The sequence below is a fragment of the Streptomyces sp. NPDC044061 genome, from assembly GCF_056434305.1.
The window spans coordinates 51542-65874 of the sequence record NZ_JBWKFL010000002.1 but is presented as its reverse complement, the minus strand read 5'-3'; the positions used below and the strand labels follow the sequence as shown (position 1 = coordinate 65874).

The 14333-nt window shown below is 71.0% G+C and carries 13 protein-coding genes and 1 pseudogene; 4 read left to right on the top strand and 10 right to left on the bottom strand.

Features of this window, described 5'->3' with window-relative positions; genetic code table 11:
* Positions 1–110: 110 nt before the first annotated feature.
* From AC07CM_RS02735 to AC07CM_RS02725, 3 genes are all read right to left on the bottom strand, one after another.
* Complete coding sequence (locus AC07CM_RS02735; RefSeq protein ID WP_478874511.1) at positions 111–2054, bottom strand: S53 family peptidase; 1944 nt, start codon at positions 2052–2054, stop codon at positions 111–113.
* A gap of 234 nt (positions 2055–2288) precedes the next feature.
* The gene (locus AC07CM_RS02730) at positions 2289–2918 is read right to left on the bottom strand and encodes a DUF305 domain-containing protein (protein WP_478874510.1); all 630 of its coding nucleotides are present in this window, start codon (positions 2916–2918) and stop codon (positions 2289–2291) included.
* Complete coding sequence (locus AC07CM_RS02725) at positions 2915–3604, bottom strand: DUF3105 domain-containing protein (RefSeq protein ID WP_478874509.1); 690 nt, start codon at positions 3602–3604, stop codon at positions 2915–2917. Before AC07CM_RS02725 ends, AC07CM_RS02730 begins: the two co-directional genes overlap by 4 nt.
* A gap of 136 nt (positions 3605–3740) precedes the next feature.
* On the opposite strand from AC07CM_RS02725, the gene AC07CM_RS02720 reads away from it, so the two are divergent.
* Together AC07CM_RS02720 and AC07CM_RS02715 are read left to right on the top strand one after the other, a co-directional pair.
* Entirely contained in the window at positions 3741–4184 is a 444-nt protein-coding gene (locus AC07CM_RS02720) for an Rrf2 family transcriptional regulator (RefSeq protein ID WP_478874508.1), read from the top strand.
* 105 nt (positions 4185–4289) lie between these two features.
* Complete coding sequence (locus AC07CM_RS02715) at positions 4290–5333, top strand: FAD-dependent monooxygenase (protein WP_478874507.1); 1044 nt, start codon at positions 4290–4292, stop codon at positions 5331–5333.
* Between the two features lie 27 nt (positions 5334–5360).
* Here the strand turns inward: AC07CM_RS02715 and AC07CM_RS02710 are convergent, their stop codons facing one another.
* A complete protein-coding gene (locus AC07CM_RS02710) occupies positions 5361–6545 on the bottom strand; it encodes a globin domain-containing protein (RefSeq protein ID WP_478874506.1) in 1185 nt (394 codons plus the stop codon).
* A gap of 304 nt (positions 6546–6849) precedes the next feature.
* Here AC07CM_RS02710 and glnA point away from each other — a divergent pair, with 304 nt between their 5' ends.
* The gene (gene glnA / locus AC07CM_RS02705; protein WP_478874505.1) at positions 6850–8211 is read left to right on the top strand and encodes a type I glutamate--ammonia ligase; all 1362 of its coding nucleotides are present in this window, start codon (positions 6850–6852) and stop codon (positions 8209–8211) included.
* A 130-nt stretch (positions 8212–8341) separates the two neighbouring features.
* On the opposite strand, the gene AC07CM_RS02700 is transcribed toward glnA, so the two are convergent.
* On the bottom strand, positions 8342–8776 hold the full coding sequence (locus tag AC07CM_RS02700; RefSeq protein ID WP_478874504.1) for a DUF7144 family membrane protein: 435 nt from the start codon (positions 8774–8776) through the stop codon (positions 8342–8344).
* A 345-nt stretch (positions 8777–9121) separates the two neighbouring features.
* Here AC07CM_RS02700 and AC07CM_RS02695 point away from each other — a divergent pair, with 345 nt between their 5' ends.
* Entirely contained in the window at positions 9122–9478 is a 357-nt protein-coding gene (locus AC07CM_RS02695) for a carboxymuconolactone decarboxylase (protein ID WP_478874503.1), read from the top strand.
* A 168-nt stretch (positions 9479–9646) separates the two neighbouring features.
* On the opposite strand, the pseudogene AC07CM_RS02690 reads toward AC07CM_RS02695, so the two are convergent.
* From AC07CM_RS02690 to AC07CM_RS02670, 5 genes and pseudogenes are all read right to left on the bottom strand, one after another.
* Positions 9647–10050 (bottom strand): annotated as a pseudogene (locus AC07CM_RS02690) (VOC family protein).
* A gap of 30 nt (positions 10051–10080) precedes the next feature.
* Positions 10081–11100, bottom strand: a complete 1020-nt coding sequence (locus AC07CM_RS02685) for a TolB family protein (protein WP_478874502.1) — start codon at positions 11098–11100, stop codon at positions 10081–10083.
* Positions 11097–12368 carry an MFS transporter gene (locus AC07CM_RS02680; RefSeq protein WP_478874501.1) on the bottom strand — a complete coding sequence of 424 codons (1272 nt, stop codon included), beginning with the start codon at positions 12366–12368 and terminating at the stop codon, positions 11097–11099. The genes AC07CM_RS02685 and AC07CM_RS02680 overlap by 4 nt, the downstream gene beginning before the upstream one ends.
* Position 12369: 1 nt before the next feature.
* Positions 12370–13257, bottom strand: a complete 888-nt coding sequence (locus tag AC07CM_RS02675) for an alkaline phosphatase family protein (RefSeq protein ID WP_478874500.1) — start codon at positions 13255–13257, stop codon at positions 12370–12372.
* A gap of 107 nt (positions 13258–13364) precedes the next feature.
* Positions 13365–13805, bottom strand: coding sequence for a VOC family protein (locus AC07CM_RS02670; protein ID WP_478874499.1), 441 nt, complete (start codon positions 13803–13805; stop codon positions 13365–13367).
* Between the last annotated feature and the right edge of the window lie 528 nt (positions 13806–14333).

Sequence of the window (14333 nt, the reverse complement as noted above, 5' to 3'; positions counted from 1 at the left end):
CGGGGGGGGGGGGGGGGGAGGGGGGGGAGGGGGGGGGGGGGGGGGGGGGGAGGGGGGGGGGGGGGGGGGGGCCCCCCCCCCCCCCCCCCGCCCCCGGTCACCTGCTGAGATCAGTGGCGACGGTACGACTGGACGTAACCGTTCGCGGGCGAGCCCACGCCGGTGACGTCGTCATAGCCCTTCACCGCGGACAGCGAGCTGTCCTTGCCGAGGCTGCGGACCGAGGTCGCGAGGCCGCCGGCGGCGTCGAAGCCGTTCACGAAGTCGATACGGGCGACCGCCAGGCCGGAGCCCGTCGGGTTGTCCGTGACGTCGTGGAAGGCGCCCTTCTTGCCGTACTTGGCGTAGATGGACGGGTTGGCGAAGCCGATCGCCTTGCCGCCGCCCGCCTCCTGGGCCAGGGCCTGGACCGCCGCGATCACCGGGGCGGCCAGCGAGGTGCCGCCGATGCGGTACTCGCTGTACTGCTCGGTGCCGTCGGGGAAGGTCTGGGTCTGGCCGACCAGGAAGCCGGTGTTCGGGTCGGCGATGGCCGCGATGTCCGGGACGACGCGGTTGCCGGCGGCGTTGTTGGCCGTGGCCAGCGCCTTCGGGACGACGCCCTTCTGGTAGTACGGCTGCGGCACGGTCCTGCTGGTGCCGCCGCCCGCGCCCGAGGTGAACGCGCCGGGGAAGTTCGTCCAGCTCTTGCCGTCGGCCGACAGGGTCGCCTTCTCGGTGCCCCAGCCGGTCTCCCACTGGTACTTGTCGCCCTTGCCGACGGCCAGCGAGGTACCGCCGACCGCCGTCACCCACGCCGAGTTGGCCGGGGTGTCGACCTGCTTCGTACCGGTGTGGGCGACCTCGTCGCCGTTGTCACCGGAGGAGAAGTAGAAGCCGATGCCCTGGACCGCGCCCAGCTGGAACACCTGGTCGTAGGCGGCCAGCAGGTCGGGCGTCTGGTTGGCCTCGATGTCGCCCCAGGAGTTGGAGACGATGTCGGCCAGGTGGTTGTCGACGATCTTGCTGAGCGAGTCCAGCAGGTCGTCGTCGTAGCAGGACGCGGCGCCCACGTACGTGACGTCGGCGTTCGGCGCGACGGCGTGCACGGCCTCGACGTCGAGGGTCTCCTCGCCGTACCAGCCGGCCGCGCCGCACTCCTCGGTCTTGGTGTAGTTCTTCGGCAGCACCTGGTGCAGCTGGCCGGTCTTCCAGGCCGCGTCACCGTTCTTCACCGCGTACTTGCCCGCGTCGAAGGCGATGGTCGGCGAGGCGTACGCGTCGGTGATCGCGACGCGGACGTTCTTGCCGGTGTAGTCGCCCGCGCCGTAGGCGGCGCGCAGCTGCTTGCCGGTGTAGCCCTTGATCGCGTACGGGATCTTCTGGCCGTACGCGTCGGGCAGCGTGGTCGCGATGTTCGAGCCGTAGTACGAGGAGAACGGCCCGGAGTTCTTGAACACGGCGTCCGGGGGCGGCAGCTGGTCGTCGTGGGTCGACTTGTGCGGCGCGTTGTCCAGGCCGGTGACGGTCAGGACGGCGCCGTTCAGGCCGGTCGGGACCGACGCGGTCCGCGACGGGGCGCGGTAGGTCTTCGACCCCTTGGTGAAGTTGTGCAGCTGGGTGCCGAACGCCTTCTCGGCGGCGGCGACGTCACCGGAGACGGTGACGTAGTGCGAGGTGACCTCGGTGATCTCGAGTCCGGCCGACTTCAGCCAGGACTTGACCGCGGCGACCTGCGCCTTGGTGGCCCCGAAGCGGGCCTGCGCCTTCTTGGCGCTCAGGTACTTGCCGTACAGCGGAGAGCTGGGGTCGGACACGGCCTTGGCGTAGGCGGCGAGTCCGGCCCGGTCGCGGCCGGCCAGGTAGACCCGGGCCTTGACCTGGGCGCTGTCGGCGGTGGCACCCTTGTCCGCCTTGGCCGTGGCCCACGCGGGCTTGGTGCCCGCCAGCGCGTCACGGGCCGGGGTGTCCGCGGCGTGCGCCGCGGGTATGCCGAGGGCCAGTGCGCCGGCGATCATGGGCAGCGTCGCTGCCATGCCCACGCCGGCGCGCACCTTGGCGCGGTTGGATCTCATAGAACCCCCTGCGATGCGGTTCGCATGCATGTAGTGGTTGAAACGTCGTGGATCCGCACACCGGCCCGCGGCGGCGTCGGCCCGCGAATGGATCACACGATGGGGGCCACTCTTGCGATGAACCGTTCATGCCAGGGGAACGTAAGAGTCAAGAGAAGCTCAAGTGCTGGTCAGGTGGGGCGAATTGCGCCTTTAGTCCCTCACGGTTGGGTAACGGAACGGCCTGCCGGCTGTTCACGAACGCGGCTGCGCTCCCCGCTCCTCGAGCATGTCGGCCATCAACTGGATCTCCGACTGCTGCGCGTCGACCATGCCCTGGGCGAGCCGCTTCTCCACGCCGACGGCGCACTTGGCGACACAGCCCTCGGCCATGTGGATGCCGCCCTTGTGATGGTCCGTCATCAACTGCAGATAGAAGACCTCGGCCTGCTTCCCGCTCAGGGTCTGCAGCTTCTTCATCTCCGTGTTGGTCGCCATCCCGGGCATCAGCGCCCCGTCCTTGCCGGAGGCCATGTCACCCATGCCCATCCAGGTCATCGGCGGGTCGGCCGACACCTTCGGCAGCCCCCACAGGTCGAGCCAGCCCAGCAGCATGCCGCGCTGGTTGGCCTGTGTCTGGGCGATGTCGTAGGCGAGCCGCCGCACTTCCTCGTTCTTCGTGCGGTCCCGCACGATGTACGACATCTCGACGGCCTGCTGGTGATGGACGGCCATGTCCCGTGCGAACCCGGCATCGGCGGACCGGGCGTCCGGCGTCCGCGTGCCCGAGCCGCCGTCCTCGGCGACCGCGTACGTGATCGCCCCGGCCGCGACGAGCACCGCCGCGGCGGCGCCCGCCACCCAGCCGACGTGCTGCCGCCTCACTTCATCATCCCGCCGGTGCACGAGGCGCCCGGCTCGGGCGTCTGCGGGCCCTGCACGTAGGCGGCGAAGAACTTGTCCACCTCCGGGTCGCTCGCGCTCTTCACGGTCACCTGGTGGCCCCAGGCCGACAGGACCAGCGGGGCGGCCTGGTTCTCGTACGGGCTCATCAGCGAGTACGGCGTCTTCTTGACCTTGGCCGCGAGCGCGTCGACGTCCGCCTTCTTCGCCTTGCCGGTGTACGTCACCCAGACCGCTCCGTGCTCCAGCGCGTGCACGGCGTTCTCGTCCTGCACCGGCTTGGGGTAGACGTCGCCGTTGCAGTTGAGCCACACCGGGTTGTGGTTGCCGCCGACCGGCGGGTGCATCGGGTACGACACCTTGGTCGCCACGTGCGTCCGCGACAGCTTCCCGGACCACGTCTTCACCCCGTCCTTGCCGGTGGTGAAGTGCCCGGAGTCCCCGGAGGAGCCACCCTTGGCGTCGCTGCTCGCGCTCGAGTTCTTGCCGGAGTCGTCCGACTGCGAGTTCACGAGCACCACACCGCCGACGGCGAGACCGGCGACGACCACCACGCTGGCGGCGACGGTGAGCACCCGGTTGCGGCGCTCGCGGGCCTGCTCGGCGCGCCGCATCTCCTCGATGCGCGCCTTGCGCGCCGCGGTGCTGCTGTTCTTGGCGGAACCCATGAGGCGAGTCCTTCTGGGGAAAGGGACGTGGACGGTGGGGCGCACCGATCGTAGTGCGCAGGCCGCCCCGCTCCGTAGCGAGGGCGCGGCAACCGGATAATTTGAACCTCGGATGCGTATTACCTAGGCTCGAGGCATGCGGCTGCTGCGCTCCACCGACCTGGCCCTGCGCGTCCTGATGCGACTCGCCGTCGCCGGTGACGCCAGCCCGACGACCCGCCAGGTCGCGGCGGACATGGACGTGCCCTACACCCACGCGGCCAAGGTCGTCGCCGAACTCCAGCACCTGGGCCTCGTCGACGCCCGCCGGGGCAGGGGCGGCGGACTGACCCTCACCGAACGGGGCCGTACGGCGTCCGTGGGGGCGGTCGTCCGCACGTTCGAGGGCGAGGGCGACGTCGTCGACTGCGAGGGCGCGACCCCGTGCCCCCTCAACTCCGGCTGCCGCCTGCGAGGCGCCCTGCGCCGGGCCCAGGAGGCGTTCTTCGCGGCGCTGGACCCGGTGACCGTGCGGGACATCGTGACGGATCCGACGGGACCCCTGCTGCTCGGCATCTCCAGGGCGCCGCACCACGGCTGACGGGCACCGCGGGACCGCGGCCCGCTTGGCCGGAACCGTCGTTGATCGCGGGCGCCGCCCCGATGGAGGCTGGAGCCCTCGCCCGGATCGACGACAGGGGTACCCATGAAGATCCTGATCTCCGGCGCGAGTGTCGCCGGACCCGTACTGGCCTGGTTCCTGCACCGCGACGGACACGACGTGACCGTCGTCGAGCGGGCCCCGGCCCTGCGCGACAGCGGCTACGCCGTCGACTTCCGGGGAGCGGCCTTCGAGGTGCTCGAGGAACTGGGCATCCTCGCGGAGGTGCGCGCGCACGCGACCGGGATGACCGGCACGGACCTGCTGGACGCCGACGGCGACCGCGTCGGCGAACTGCCGGCCGAGACCTTCGCCGGGGAGCTGGAGGTCCCCAAGCGCGAGCTGACCCGCATCCTCCACGCGCGCACGGCCGGTGCGGTGCGCTACTTCTTCGACGACTCGATCAACCACGTCGAGCAGGACGCGGACGGCGTCCGGGTCGGCTTCGAGCGGGCCGAGCCGGACAGCTACGACCTGGTGGCCGGCGCCGACGGCATCCACTCCGTGGTGCGCCGTCTGGTCTTCGCCCCGCACAGTGAGACGATCCGCCACCTCGGCCTGTCGGGTGTCGGCTTCAGCACGGCCAACCACCTGGGCCTCGACCACCGGGGCGCGCTCTGGCAGACCCGCGGCCGGGCGGTCTACATGTTCAGCGCCGCGGACCCGGACCGGGCGGCCGTCAGCCTCTCCTTCGCCGGCGACTCGCCCGCCCTGGACCTGCTGGACCGCGCCGAGCAGGAGCGCGTCACCCGCGAGCGGATGGCCGGCGCCGGCTGGCTGGTGCCCCGCCTCCTGGAGGACATGGCCGCCGCCACCGACTTCTACTTCTCCTCGGCCTGCCAGGTGCACCTGGACCGCTGGTCCGAGGGCCGGATCGTGCTGCTGGGCGACGCCGGCCACTGCGCCGCCCCCACCTCCGGCATGGGCACCTCCCAGGCGCTGATCGGCGCCCGCACCCTCGCCCGCCACCTCGCGGCGGCGGGCGAGGACCACACCAAGGCCTTCGCGGCCTACGAGGAGGAACTGCGCCCGTACGTGGCCGAGAACCAGCGGATCGGCCGGGAGGGAGCGCGGCGCTTCGGCGCCTGAGAGGCCGTGTCTGCTAGTGCCGGGGCACTAGCTCTGCGCCAGCCACAGGTCCGGACCGAACACCTCGTAGTGGATGTCGGCCGGGGCCACGCCCCTCTCGATGAGCTGGGTGCGCACCGCGCGCATGAAGGGCAGCGGGCCGCACAGGTACGCGCGCGTGCCGGGCCGTACGGTGACGCCGGTCAGGTCGACCAGGCCGGTGCTCGTGCCCGGCTCGGCGTCGCGCTCGTAGAAGAGGTGGACGGACGCGTCCGGGAGCTTCGCGGCGTACGCCTCGTGGTCGGTGCGCAGGGCGTGGTCCGCGGGGGAGCGGTCGCCGTGGACGACCGCGACCGGGGCCTGGTGGCCGTCGGCAGCCAGCGCGGCGAGCATCGCGACCATCGGGGTCACGCCGATGCCCGCGGAGGCGAGCAGGAGGGGCCGGTCGGCGGTGTCGCCGAGCACCAGGTCGCCGTACGGCTCGGAGAGCTCCAGGACGTCGCCCTCGCGCACGCGCGCGTGAAGGTGGTTCGAGACCTCGCCGTCGGGCGCCGTACCGTCGTGCACGCGCTTGACGCTGAACTGCCGGACCGTCTCGCCCGCAGCCCCCGAGAGGCTGTACTGCCGGATCTGCCGGGCCCCGTCGGGCAGGGCGACGCCGACGGAGACGTACTGCCCGGCGCGGAAGCCCGCCACCGGCCCCCCGTCCACCGGGCGCACCCGGAAGGTGACGACGTCCGCGGTCTCCGCGACCCGCTCCACCACCTCCCACTGCCGCAGTTCACGGCTGCCGCTCTCCTCGTACAGCCGCTTCTCGACGGCGATCAGCGCGTTCGCCATCAGCCAGTAGACCTCGTCCCAGGCCGCCGCGACCTCGGGCGTCACGGCCTCGCCGAGGACCTCGACGATGGCGGCGAAGAGGTGCTCGTGGACTACGTCGTACTGCTCGGGTGCCACACCCAGGGAGGCGTGCTTGTGCGCGATGCGGCCGAGCATGGCGTCGGGCCGCTGGTCGGGGTGGTCCAGCAGGTGGGTGGCGAAGGCGGCGATCGAACCGGCGAGGGCCTGCTTCTGGGCGCCGGAGGCCTGGTTGCCGCGGTTGAACAGGTCCCGCAGGAGTTCGGGGTGGGCGGCGAAGAGCCGGGCGTAGAAGCGCTCGGTGATCTCGCCGATGGCCGCGCCCACGGCGGGAAGGGTGGCGCGGACGGTGGCTGCGGACTGTTCGGACAGCATCGGGACTCCTCAGGCTCGACTGATCAAAACCTAGGAAAACTTGCATCTGAGATGCAAATTAAAGAGGCGTGTTGTCGGTCACGTGGGAAGCGGACCGGCCATTACGGATGTCGGCCCGAGCAGGCAAGATGGGCGACAGAGCAGTACACCTGCCGTATGAGAGGCGTTCAGGCCGGGGACGCTCGGGCGATCAAGGTCCGCAACGCGCATGAAATGGTGTTGTGGTGGGATGCTCAGGTGCCCGACCGCCTCCCGTCACACGGGGGCACAGGCGGCCTGACCAGCAAGGATGGGGAAGCGGAAGATGGACAAGCAGCAGGAGTTCGTGCTCCGGACCTTGGAGGAGCGCGACATCCGGTTCGTACGGCTGTGGTTCACGGACGTGCTGGGCTTCCTCAAGTCCGTGGCCGTGGCCCCCGCCGAGCTGGAGCAGGCCTTCGACGAGGGCATCGGCTTCGACGGCTCCGCCATCGAGGGCTTCGCCCGGGTCTACGAGTCCGACATGATCGCCAAGCCGGACCCCTCCACCTTCCAGGTCCTGCCCTGGCGCGCGGAGACCCCCGGCACGGCCCGCATGTTCTGCGACATCCTCATGCCGGACGGCTCCCCGTCCTTCGCCGACCCGCGCTACGTGCTCAAGCGCGCCCTGGCCCGCACCTCCGACCTGGGCTTCACCTTCTACACCCACCCGGAGATCGAGTTCTTCCTGCTGAAGGACCGCCCGCTGGACGGCTCCCGCCCCATCCCGGCCGACAACTCGGGCTACTTCGACCACACCCCGACCAACGTCGGCATGGACTTCCGCCGCCAGGCGATCACCATGCTGGAGTCGATGGGCATCTCGGTCGAGTTCTCCCACCACGAGGGCGCCCCCGGCCAGCAGGAGATCGACCTGCGCTACGCCGACGCGCTCTCCACGGCGGACAACATCATGACGTTCCGCCTGGTCATGAAGCAGGTGGCGCTCGAGCAGGGAGTCCACGCCACCTTCATGCCGAAGCCTTTCTCCGAGCACCCCGGCAGCGGCATGCACACGCACCTCTCCCTCTTCGAGGGCGACCGGAACGCGTTCTACGAGTCCGGCTCGGAGTACCAGCTCTCCAAGGTCGGCCGCTCCTTCATCGCGGGCCTGCTCAAGCACGCGGCGGAGATCTCCGCGGTCACCAACCAGTGGGTGAACTCCTACAAGCGCATCTGGGGCGGCTCCGAGCGCACCGCCGGCGCCGGCGGCGAGGCCCCGTCCTACATCTGCTGGGGCCACAACAACCGCAGCGCCCTGGTCCGCGTCCCCATGTACAAGCCCGGCAAGACCGGCTCCGCGCGCGTGGAGGTCCGCTCCCTGGACTCCGGCGCGAACCCGTACCTGGCCTACGCCCTCCTGCTGGCCGCCGGCCTGAAGGGCATCGAGGAGGGCTACGAACTCCCGCCCGGCGCCGAGGACGACGTCTGGGCCCTCTCCAACGCCGAACGCCGCGCGATGGGCATCGAGCCCCTCCCGCAGAACCTCGGCGAGGCCCTGACCCTCATGGAAAGCAGCGACCTGGTGGCCGAAACCCTGGGCGAGCACGTCTTCGACTTCTTCCTGCGCAACAAGCGGCAGGAGTGGGAGGAGTACCGCTCCGAGGTGACGGCGTTCGAGCTGCGGAAGAACCTGCCTGTGCTGTAGACGCAGGTCGGAACGGGTTCGCCGAGGACTGCAGCAGTGGGGCTGACGGCCGCGACCGTGGGCCCCACCGCGTCACACGGTCGGGGCCCTCTCCGGGCCGTCGGAACGATGCGCGCCCAGGGTTCGGGGCTCAGGCAGGCGGCCGCGTGCGGTCCGGGTTGGCGCGATCGGGCTGAGCTACGCACAGGGCCCAGATGACCACTCCCGAGAAGGCGATCATCAGGGTGGACCACGCGGGGGAGTAGGGCAGGGACAGGAAGTTCGCGATGATGATCAGACCGGCGATGACGATGCCTGAGATCCGTGCCCATTTCGCTGTCTGGAACAGCCCCAGGCTGACCACCACGGCGACAGCTCCCAGGATCAGGGTGACCCAGCCCCAGCCGGTCAGGTCGAAGCGGAAGACGTAGCCGTTCGTCGCGACGAACACGTCGTCCTCGGCGATTCCCATGATGCCGCGGAAGATGTCGATCACTCCGGCGACCATCAGCATGACGGCGCCGAAGAGCATCAGGCCGCCGGCCCACCGCTGTTTGCGGGTCTGTGTGATGTGTGTCGTGGTCATTTCCTGGCCCTCGCTTGGTTTCGACCGGCGATCAGCGCGGGTTACGCGTGGTCACTGATGTGGCGCTTCCTGCGGGGCGGCCGTCAGACGTGGGAGTCGAACGCATCGCGCTGGTCGATCATTTGCTACAGCCACAGTGCGCCGGGAAAAGACCGTTGGGGCTCACACGGTCCGGGTGATTTCGCGGCCGACGCCGAATCAGCGGACCGGTTCCGGCCGTCCGGCTCGACGCGCGCCACCGTCGGAGGATGCCTACGCTTGATTGGTCACCGCCGGGCATTCGGGGGATCCCCGCATTGAGCGGGTGGCGGTTCAACTCCTACAGCACCGGAAGGCAGTCCCCTCATGGCCAGTGCACACGACACTCCCGTACTCGACACGATCGCCGCCATGACCATCGACTCCATCGAGCACTGCCACATGGACGAGCGAACGCTCATCCTCAGCCGCATCGCCGCACTCGTCGCGATGGACGCACCGGCGATCTCGTACCTGGCTCACATCAATCCCGCGATCAAGGCCGACTTCACGGTCGAGCAGCTGCAGGACCTCCTCGTCGCGATCGCACCCGTGGTGGGTACGGCACGCGTCATGTCGGCCGCGGGCCACATCGCCCAGGCGTTCGGTGTCGCGCTCGAACTGGCCGAGAGCGAAGCCGAAGCCATAGCCCAGGCCGAAGCCGCGAGCCGTAGCACTTCCTAGAGCGCACACAGCCTCGGCGACCGTCGCTGCAGTTCGGATCGAGGTGCCCAAGGAGCCTCCGTCGGTGTGGACTGACGGAGGCTCGGCCGTTCTCGCCGGCGTCCAGCAGGACCGGGACGTGGAAGGCTCGCCGATCGGTGTGGACCGTCGGTGCCGGGGCGCGGTCGGTCAGGGGATCGGCCGGCCGATGCCCAGGAGGTCGCCCTCGCTGTCGTGGAACCAGGCGCCGCGTTCGCCTCTGGCGCCCTTGGTGGGGCAGTTGCCCTCGATCTGGGCGATTCCGTCGTGGGTGTGGAAGCCGGGTACGTCGACCTCCTCGAAGGTCACCCCGCGCCGCCTCAGTTCCGAGACGGTCGCCTCGATGTCGGCCACCTCCCAGGTCATCTGCGTGAAGGTTCCGGGAGAGGCGCCCGCCGAGCGGAACAGGACGAAGTCCACGCCCCCGCACCGGTACAGCAGGCCGCCGGGGCGTTCGTCGACGGGCTCCAGGCCGAGCCGCTCGGAGTAGAGGCGGCGCGCAGCCCGGTCGCCACCCGGCCCCGGGCCAGGAGGTTCCTGTCGTCCTCGCTCACGCCCCTACTGTGACCCGGCCGGCGCCCCGTTCAGGGCAGATACGCGGGCGACACCGCCGCCGGGCTGATCCGCCGCGCCTGTCCGGAGCCGTCCGCCGGGACTTCGTACAGGTCCGCGCCGTAGTCGCCGGGCAGGGCGTAGACGACCGTACGGGCGTCCTTCCACACCGCCTGGTCGTCGACGCTCCTCGGCTCGGCCAGCGGGGTCTCGCGCATCGTGCGCAGGTCGAGTACGTACAGGTGCCACGGGGCGTCCTTGGGCAGGCCCCTGACCCGCTTCTTGTACGCGACCCGCGTGCCGTCGGGGGAGAGGGACGGGCACTCCACGTCGGCGTGCAGGGTGGTGACCGTGCGCCTGCGCAGGTCGCCCCGGACCAGGTAGGTGCTCCCCCCGGTCGCCAGCGTGGCGTAGAACGTGCGGTCGTCCGAAGCGAACGTCACGCCCCAGAAGTTGGCGTCCGCCGCACGGTGGGCACGGCCGTCCCGGACGATCCGGAAGGCCTCCAGGGACGGGATCAGCTCGCCCGTGCGGGTGTCCACGATCGCCGTGCGCGTGGAGAAGTTCGTCCCGGCGTACGAGTCACCGCCCACGAACGCCGTCCAGGCCGCGAAGTGCCCGGTGGGGGAGACCCGGGCGCGGGAGGGGATGCCCGGGACGTCGTACCGGTGGCGGGTGCGCAGGCGGGCGTCCAGCACCAGGGCGCGGTAGGTGTCGGAGACCGGGCCGTGCACCGCCTGCAGGCACACTCCGGTGCCCGAAGCGGCGTAGAACCGCAGGCACTTGACGCCGGAGGCGGTGCGCGGGCCCGCCGGGTCGGCCGCCGGGACCGTGGTCAGCTCGTCGCGGTGCGGGCCCCACGCCATGTTGCGGAAGACCATGCGGCCGTGCCCGGACAGGGTCACCGTGCCCGGCGTGACCTTTGGCCCGCCCGCCTGGGTGTGGTCGCGGCGGTCCGCGCGCGCCGACGCGTGCAGGACGGACGCCAGCCCGACCGCCGCCAGCGCGGCGACGGCCGAGAGCAGGATCAGGATCCGGGTGCGTACGGTCATGCGGGCACGGTGCCTTTCGGGCGCAGGGTCAGGGAGAACGCGGCACAGGCCGCGAGGGCCACCGCCGCCCCGGCCAGCGCCGCGCGGTCGCCCCACACCGTCCACGCCGCGCCGAACAGCAGCGAGCAGGCGAACCGGGCCAGGGCCTGCCCGGTCTGCACGACGGCCAGGCCGGACGAGCGCAGCGCCTCCGGCACGCCCTCGGAGGCCGCCGCCATCAGCACGCCGTCGGTGGCCGCGTAGAAGCAGCCGTGCAGGGCCAGGACGACGTAAGGCAGGGCCGTGCCGTGCCAGGCGGTGAGCAGGAGCGCGTACGCGAGGAGCAGGGCCGCGTGGCCGGTCAGGAACACGGCCCACCGGCCCACCCGGTCCGCGAGCCGGCCGAGCGGCACCGCCAGCAGCAGGAACGCGGCCGCCGTGCCGAGCGGCAGCAGCGCGAACCAGCGGTCGGGGACGCCCAGCCGGCGCTGCAGCAGCAGATAGACGAACGAGTCGCTGACCGTGGCCAGACCCAGCAGCAGGGCGCAGACGGTGATCCGGCGCAGGTCGCGGCGGCGGAGCAGGCTCACCGCGGCGCGCAGGGTGGGGCGCTCGCCGTCCTGGGCACCCCGCTGCCGGCCACCCGGCACGAACAGCACCAGCACCAGCACGCCGAACACCGCCACGCAGAAGCTGACCGTGAACACCGCGTCGTAGCCGTCCACGGTGGCGCGCAGGATCAGGAACGCCACCAGCGGGCCGAACAGGGCGCCCGCGGTGTCCATCGCGCGGTGCACCCCGAAGGCGCGGCCCCGGCTCTCGGGGGTGCTGGAGAGGGAGATCAGTGCGTCCCGCGGGGCCGTGCGCAGCCCCTTGCCGGTGCGGTCGGCGGCCAGGATCAGCCCGATGGGCGTGAGCGAGTGCGCCAGCAGCAACAACGGCTTGCACAGCGCCGATACGCCGTAGCCGAGCCCGGCCACCCACTTGTGCCGGCCGCCGCCCCGGTCCGCCAGGTGCCCGCCGACCAGCCGTACGAGGGCGGAGAAGCCGTTGTAGATCCCGTCGAGCAGCCCGAAGCCGAGCGGGGACAGGCCGAGCCCCGCCACCAGGTACAGCGGCAGCACCGCCGTGACCATCTCGGACGACACGTCGGTGACCAGACTGACGGTCCCGAGGGCGAGCACGGTCGGGGCGATCGCGGCGCGGCGCCGCCCGGCCCGAGGCCGGACGGCACCGTCCGCGGACGCCCGCGCGTCAGGTGTGCTCGCGCGGCTGTCCGCTACGTACACGTCAGGACGCCCAGATGCCGGTGATGTCCTTGGCGGAGGCCGCGTTCCCGGCGTGCGTGGTCAGACCCTGGGTGTCCTCCAGGGTGCGCAGCAGGTCGTAGTGGTTGTACGTCGTGCCGGACGACGAACCCGCCGTCACCGGCTGGCCGTACAGGACCGTGGGGATGCGGTTGCCGCTGAGCCGGTTGTCCTCGTCGAAGGTGACGACGAGCAGGCTGTTGTGCGTCTTGGCCCAGGTGGCGTAGGCACCGAGGTTGTTCTTCAGCCAGGTGTCGCCGGTCGACACCGAGCAGTCGTGCATGTCGCTGCACAGGTTGGGGACCACGAAGGACAGTTTGGGCAGCGTCGTGTAGTCCGTCGGGAACTGCGCGAAGGTCTTGGCGCTGGACGTCGGCACGTTGCTGAACCCGAACCACGGGTTGTGCTTGCGGGCGTAGTTGCCGCTGCTGCACGTGGTGGAGCCCTGGCTCGGCAGCGACTCGTTGTAGCTCGCCCAGCTGCGGCCCGCCGCGATCAGCTCGGAGGCGAGGTTCGGGGCCGAGGAGAAGCCGGGGGTGTAGCAGCTGTCGTCGGTGATGCCCTGCGTCGAACCGGAGAAGAGGGCGAAGTAGTTGGGCTGGCTCGGGTGGGTGATGGCGTAGGACTGGGTGAGGTTGGCGCCGCCGGACTTGAGCGAGTTGATGTACGGGGCGCTGGAGGAACCGATCACCTGGCTGTAGGCGTGGTTCTCGAAGACCACGACCAGCACGTGGTCCGGGCTGGGGACGGCGCCCGCGGCGTGGGCGGACTCACTGCCGAGCCCGGTCCACACACCGAACGCGGCCGCGGCGAAGGCCGCTGTTGACGCTACGACGGTGCGGGCACGGCGGAACACGGAACTGCCGGACACATCAACCTCCGGGGGGAAGGACGGGGCTGGCGGTGCGGACAGAGCATGCGCACGCCAATATTCCCCCGTCCCAAGTCACCCAACCCGGAGGATGAAGACCGCGTGAACTACTGCTGCCGGTGGGCGAGTTCGGCGAGCACCTGATGCAGCGGCTCGGTGGTCCGCCGCTTGTACTCCTGGATGGCCCACCCGTTGCCGTCAGGGTCCTTGAAGTACATGAAGGTCGCCCCGTCCTGCGGCGCGAACTGAACGGGCTCGCTCACCTCGAGGCCCCGCGCGGTCAGTTCCTCGTACGCCGCCTTGGCGTCGGTGACGCACAACTGCAGTCCGTGGTACGTCCCCGGCTGCGGTGTCCCGGTCGGCACCCGCAACCCGTCGACGAGCGCGATGGAACACCCGGAACCGGGTGGCGTCAGCTGCACGATCCGCACCCCCTCCATGACCTCGCCGTCCAGGTCGACATGGAAGCCGACCCTGTCCCGGTAGAACTCCTTCGCCCGGTCCACGTCGGACACGGGCAGCAGGATCACTTCGAGCGTCATGTCCATGGAGCGACTCCTTCGTCCGTAGGCTCGCCCTCACCGAAGCCGAAAACACCACACCCCGCCACCGAAACCCCGAAAGCCGTCGGCAGCGTCGGGCCCCGGCGCCAGGTGGGGCCACGCAGGTGCACAGGCGGGGCAGGCCCCGCACTCGCGTACGGCGGGCAGGGGACGCGTCCGCAGCGGCCGGCGAGAACGCGGGTTCACCTCTTCGAGGACGAGTCCGGCGGACCGAGGACGGATACCTCCCGACCCCAAGCCCCCCACCGACGCGGGCCGCAGCAGGCAGTGCCGGACCGCGCACGGTCACGGCCCAGCAGGCGCTGTCGGACCCGGCGTCGGCACAGGGTGGGACCGCGCAGGCGCACAGGCGGGGCAGGCCCCGCACTCGCGTACGGCGGGCAGGGGACGCGTCCGCAGCGGCCGGCGAACATCCCGGTTCACCTCTTCGAGGACGAGTCCGGCGGACCGAGGACGGATACCTCCCGACCCCAAGCCCCCCACCGACGCGGGCCGCAGCAGGCAGTGCCGGAC

What these genes read in the sequence shown, in the direction of transcription:
- AC07CM_RS02685 (WP_478874502.1), bottom strand. Translation starts at nt 11,100, where the DNA reads ATGACCGTACGCACCCGGATCCTGATCCTGCTCTCGGCCGTCGCCGCG.
- AC07CM_RS02710 (WP_478874506.1), bottom strand. Translation starts at nt 6,545, where the DNA reads ATGCTGTCCGAACAGTCCGCAGCCACCGTCCGCGCCACCCTTCCCGCC.
- AC07CM_RS02715 (WP_478874507.1), top strand. Translation starts at nt 4,290, where the DNA reads ATGAAGATCCTGATCTCCGGCGCGAGTGTCGCCGGACCCGTACTGGCC.
- AC07CM_RS02725 (WP_478874509.1), bottom strand. Translation starts at nt 3,604, where the DNA reads ATGGGTTCCGCCAAGAACAGCAGCACCGCGGCGCGCAAGGCGCGCATC.
- AC07CM_RS02700 (WP_478874504.1), bottom strand. Translation starts at nt 8,776, where the DNA reads ATGACCACGACACACATCACACAGACCCGCAAACAGCGGTGGGCCGGC.
- AC07CM_RS02670 (WP_478874499.1), bottom strand. Translation starts at nt 13,805, where the DNA reads ATGGACATGACGCTCGAAGTGATCCTGCTGCCCGTGTCCGACGTGGAC.
- AC07CM_RS02735 (WP_478874511.1), bottom strand. Translation starts at nt 2,054, where the DNA reads ATGAGATCCAACCGCGCCAAGGTGCGCGCCGGCGTGGGCATGGCAGCG.
- glnA (WP_478874505.1), top strand. Translation starts at nt 6,850, where the DNA reads ATGGACAAGCAGCAGGAGTTCGTGCTCCGGACCTTGGAGGAGCGCGAC.
- AC07CM_RS02695 (WP_478874503.1), top strand. Translation starts at nt 9,122, where the DNA reads ATGGCCAGTGCACACGACACTCCCGTACTCGACACGATCGCCGCCATG.
- AC07CM_RS02720 (WP_478874508.1), top strand. Translation starts at nt 3,741, where the DNA reads ATGCGGCTGCTGCGCTCCACCGACCTGGCCCTGCGCGTCCTGATGCGA.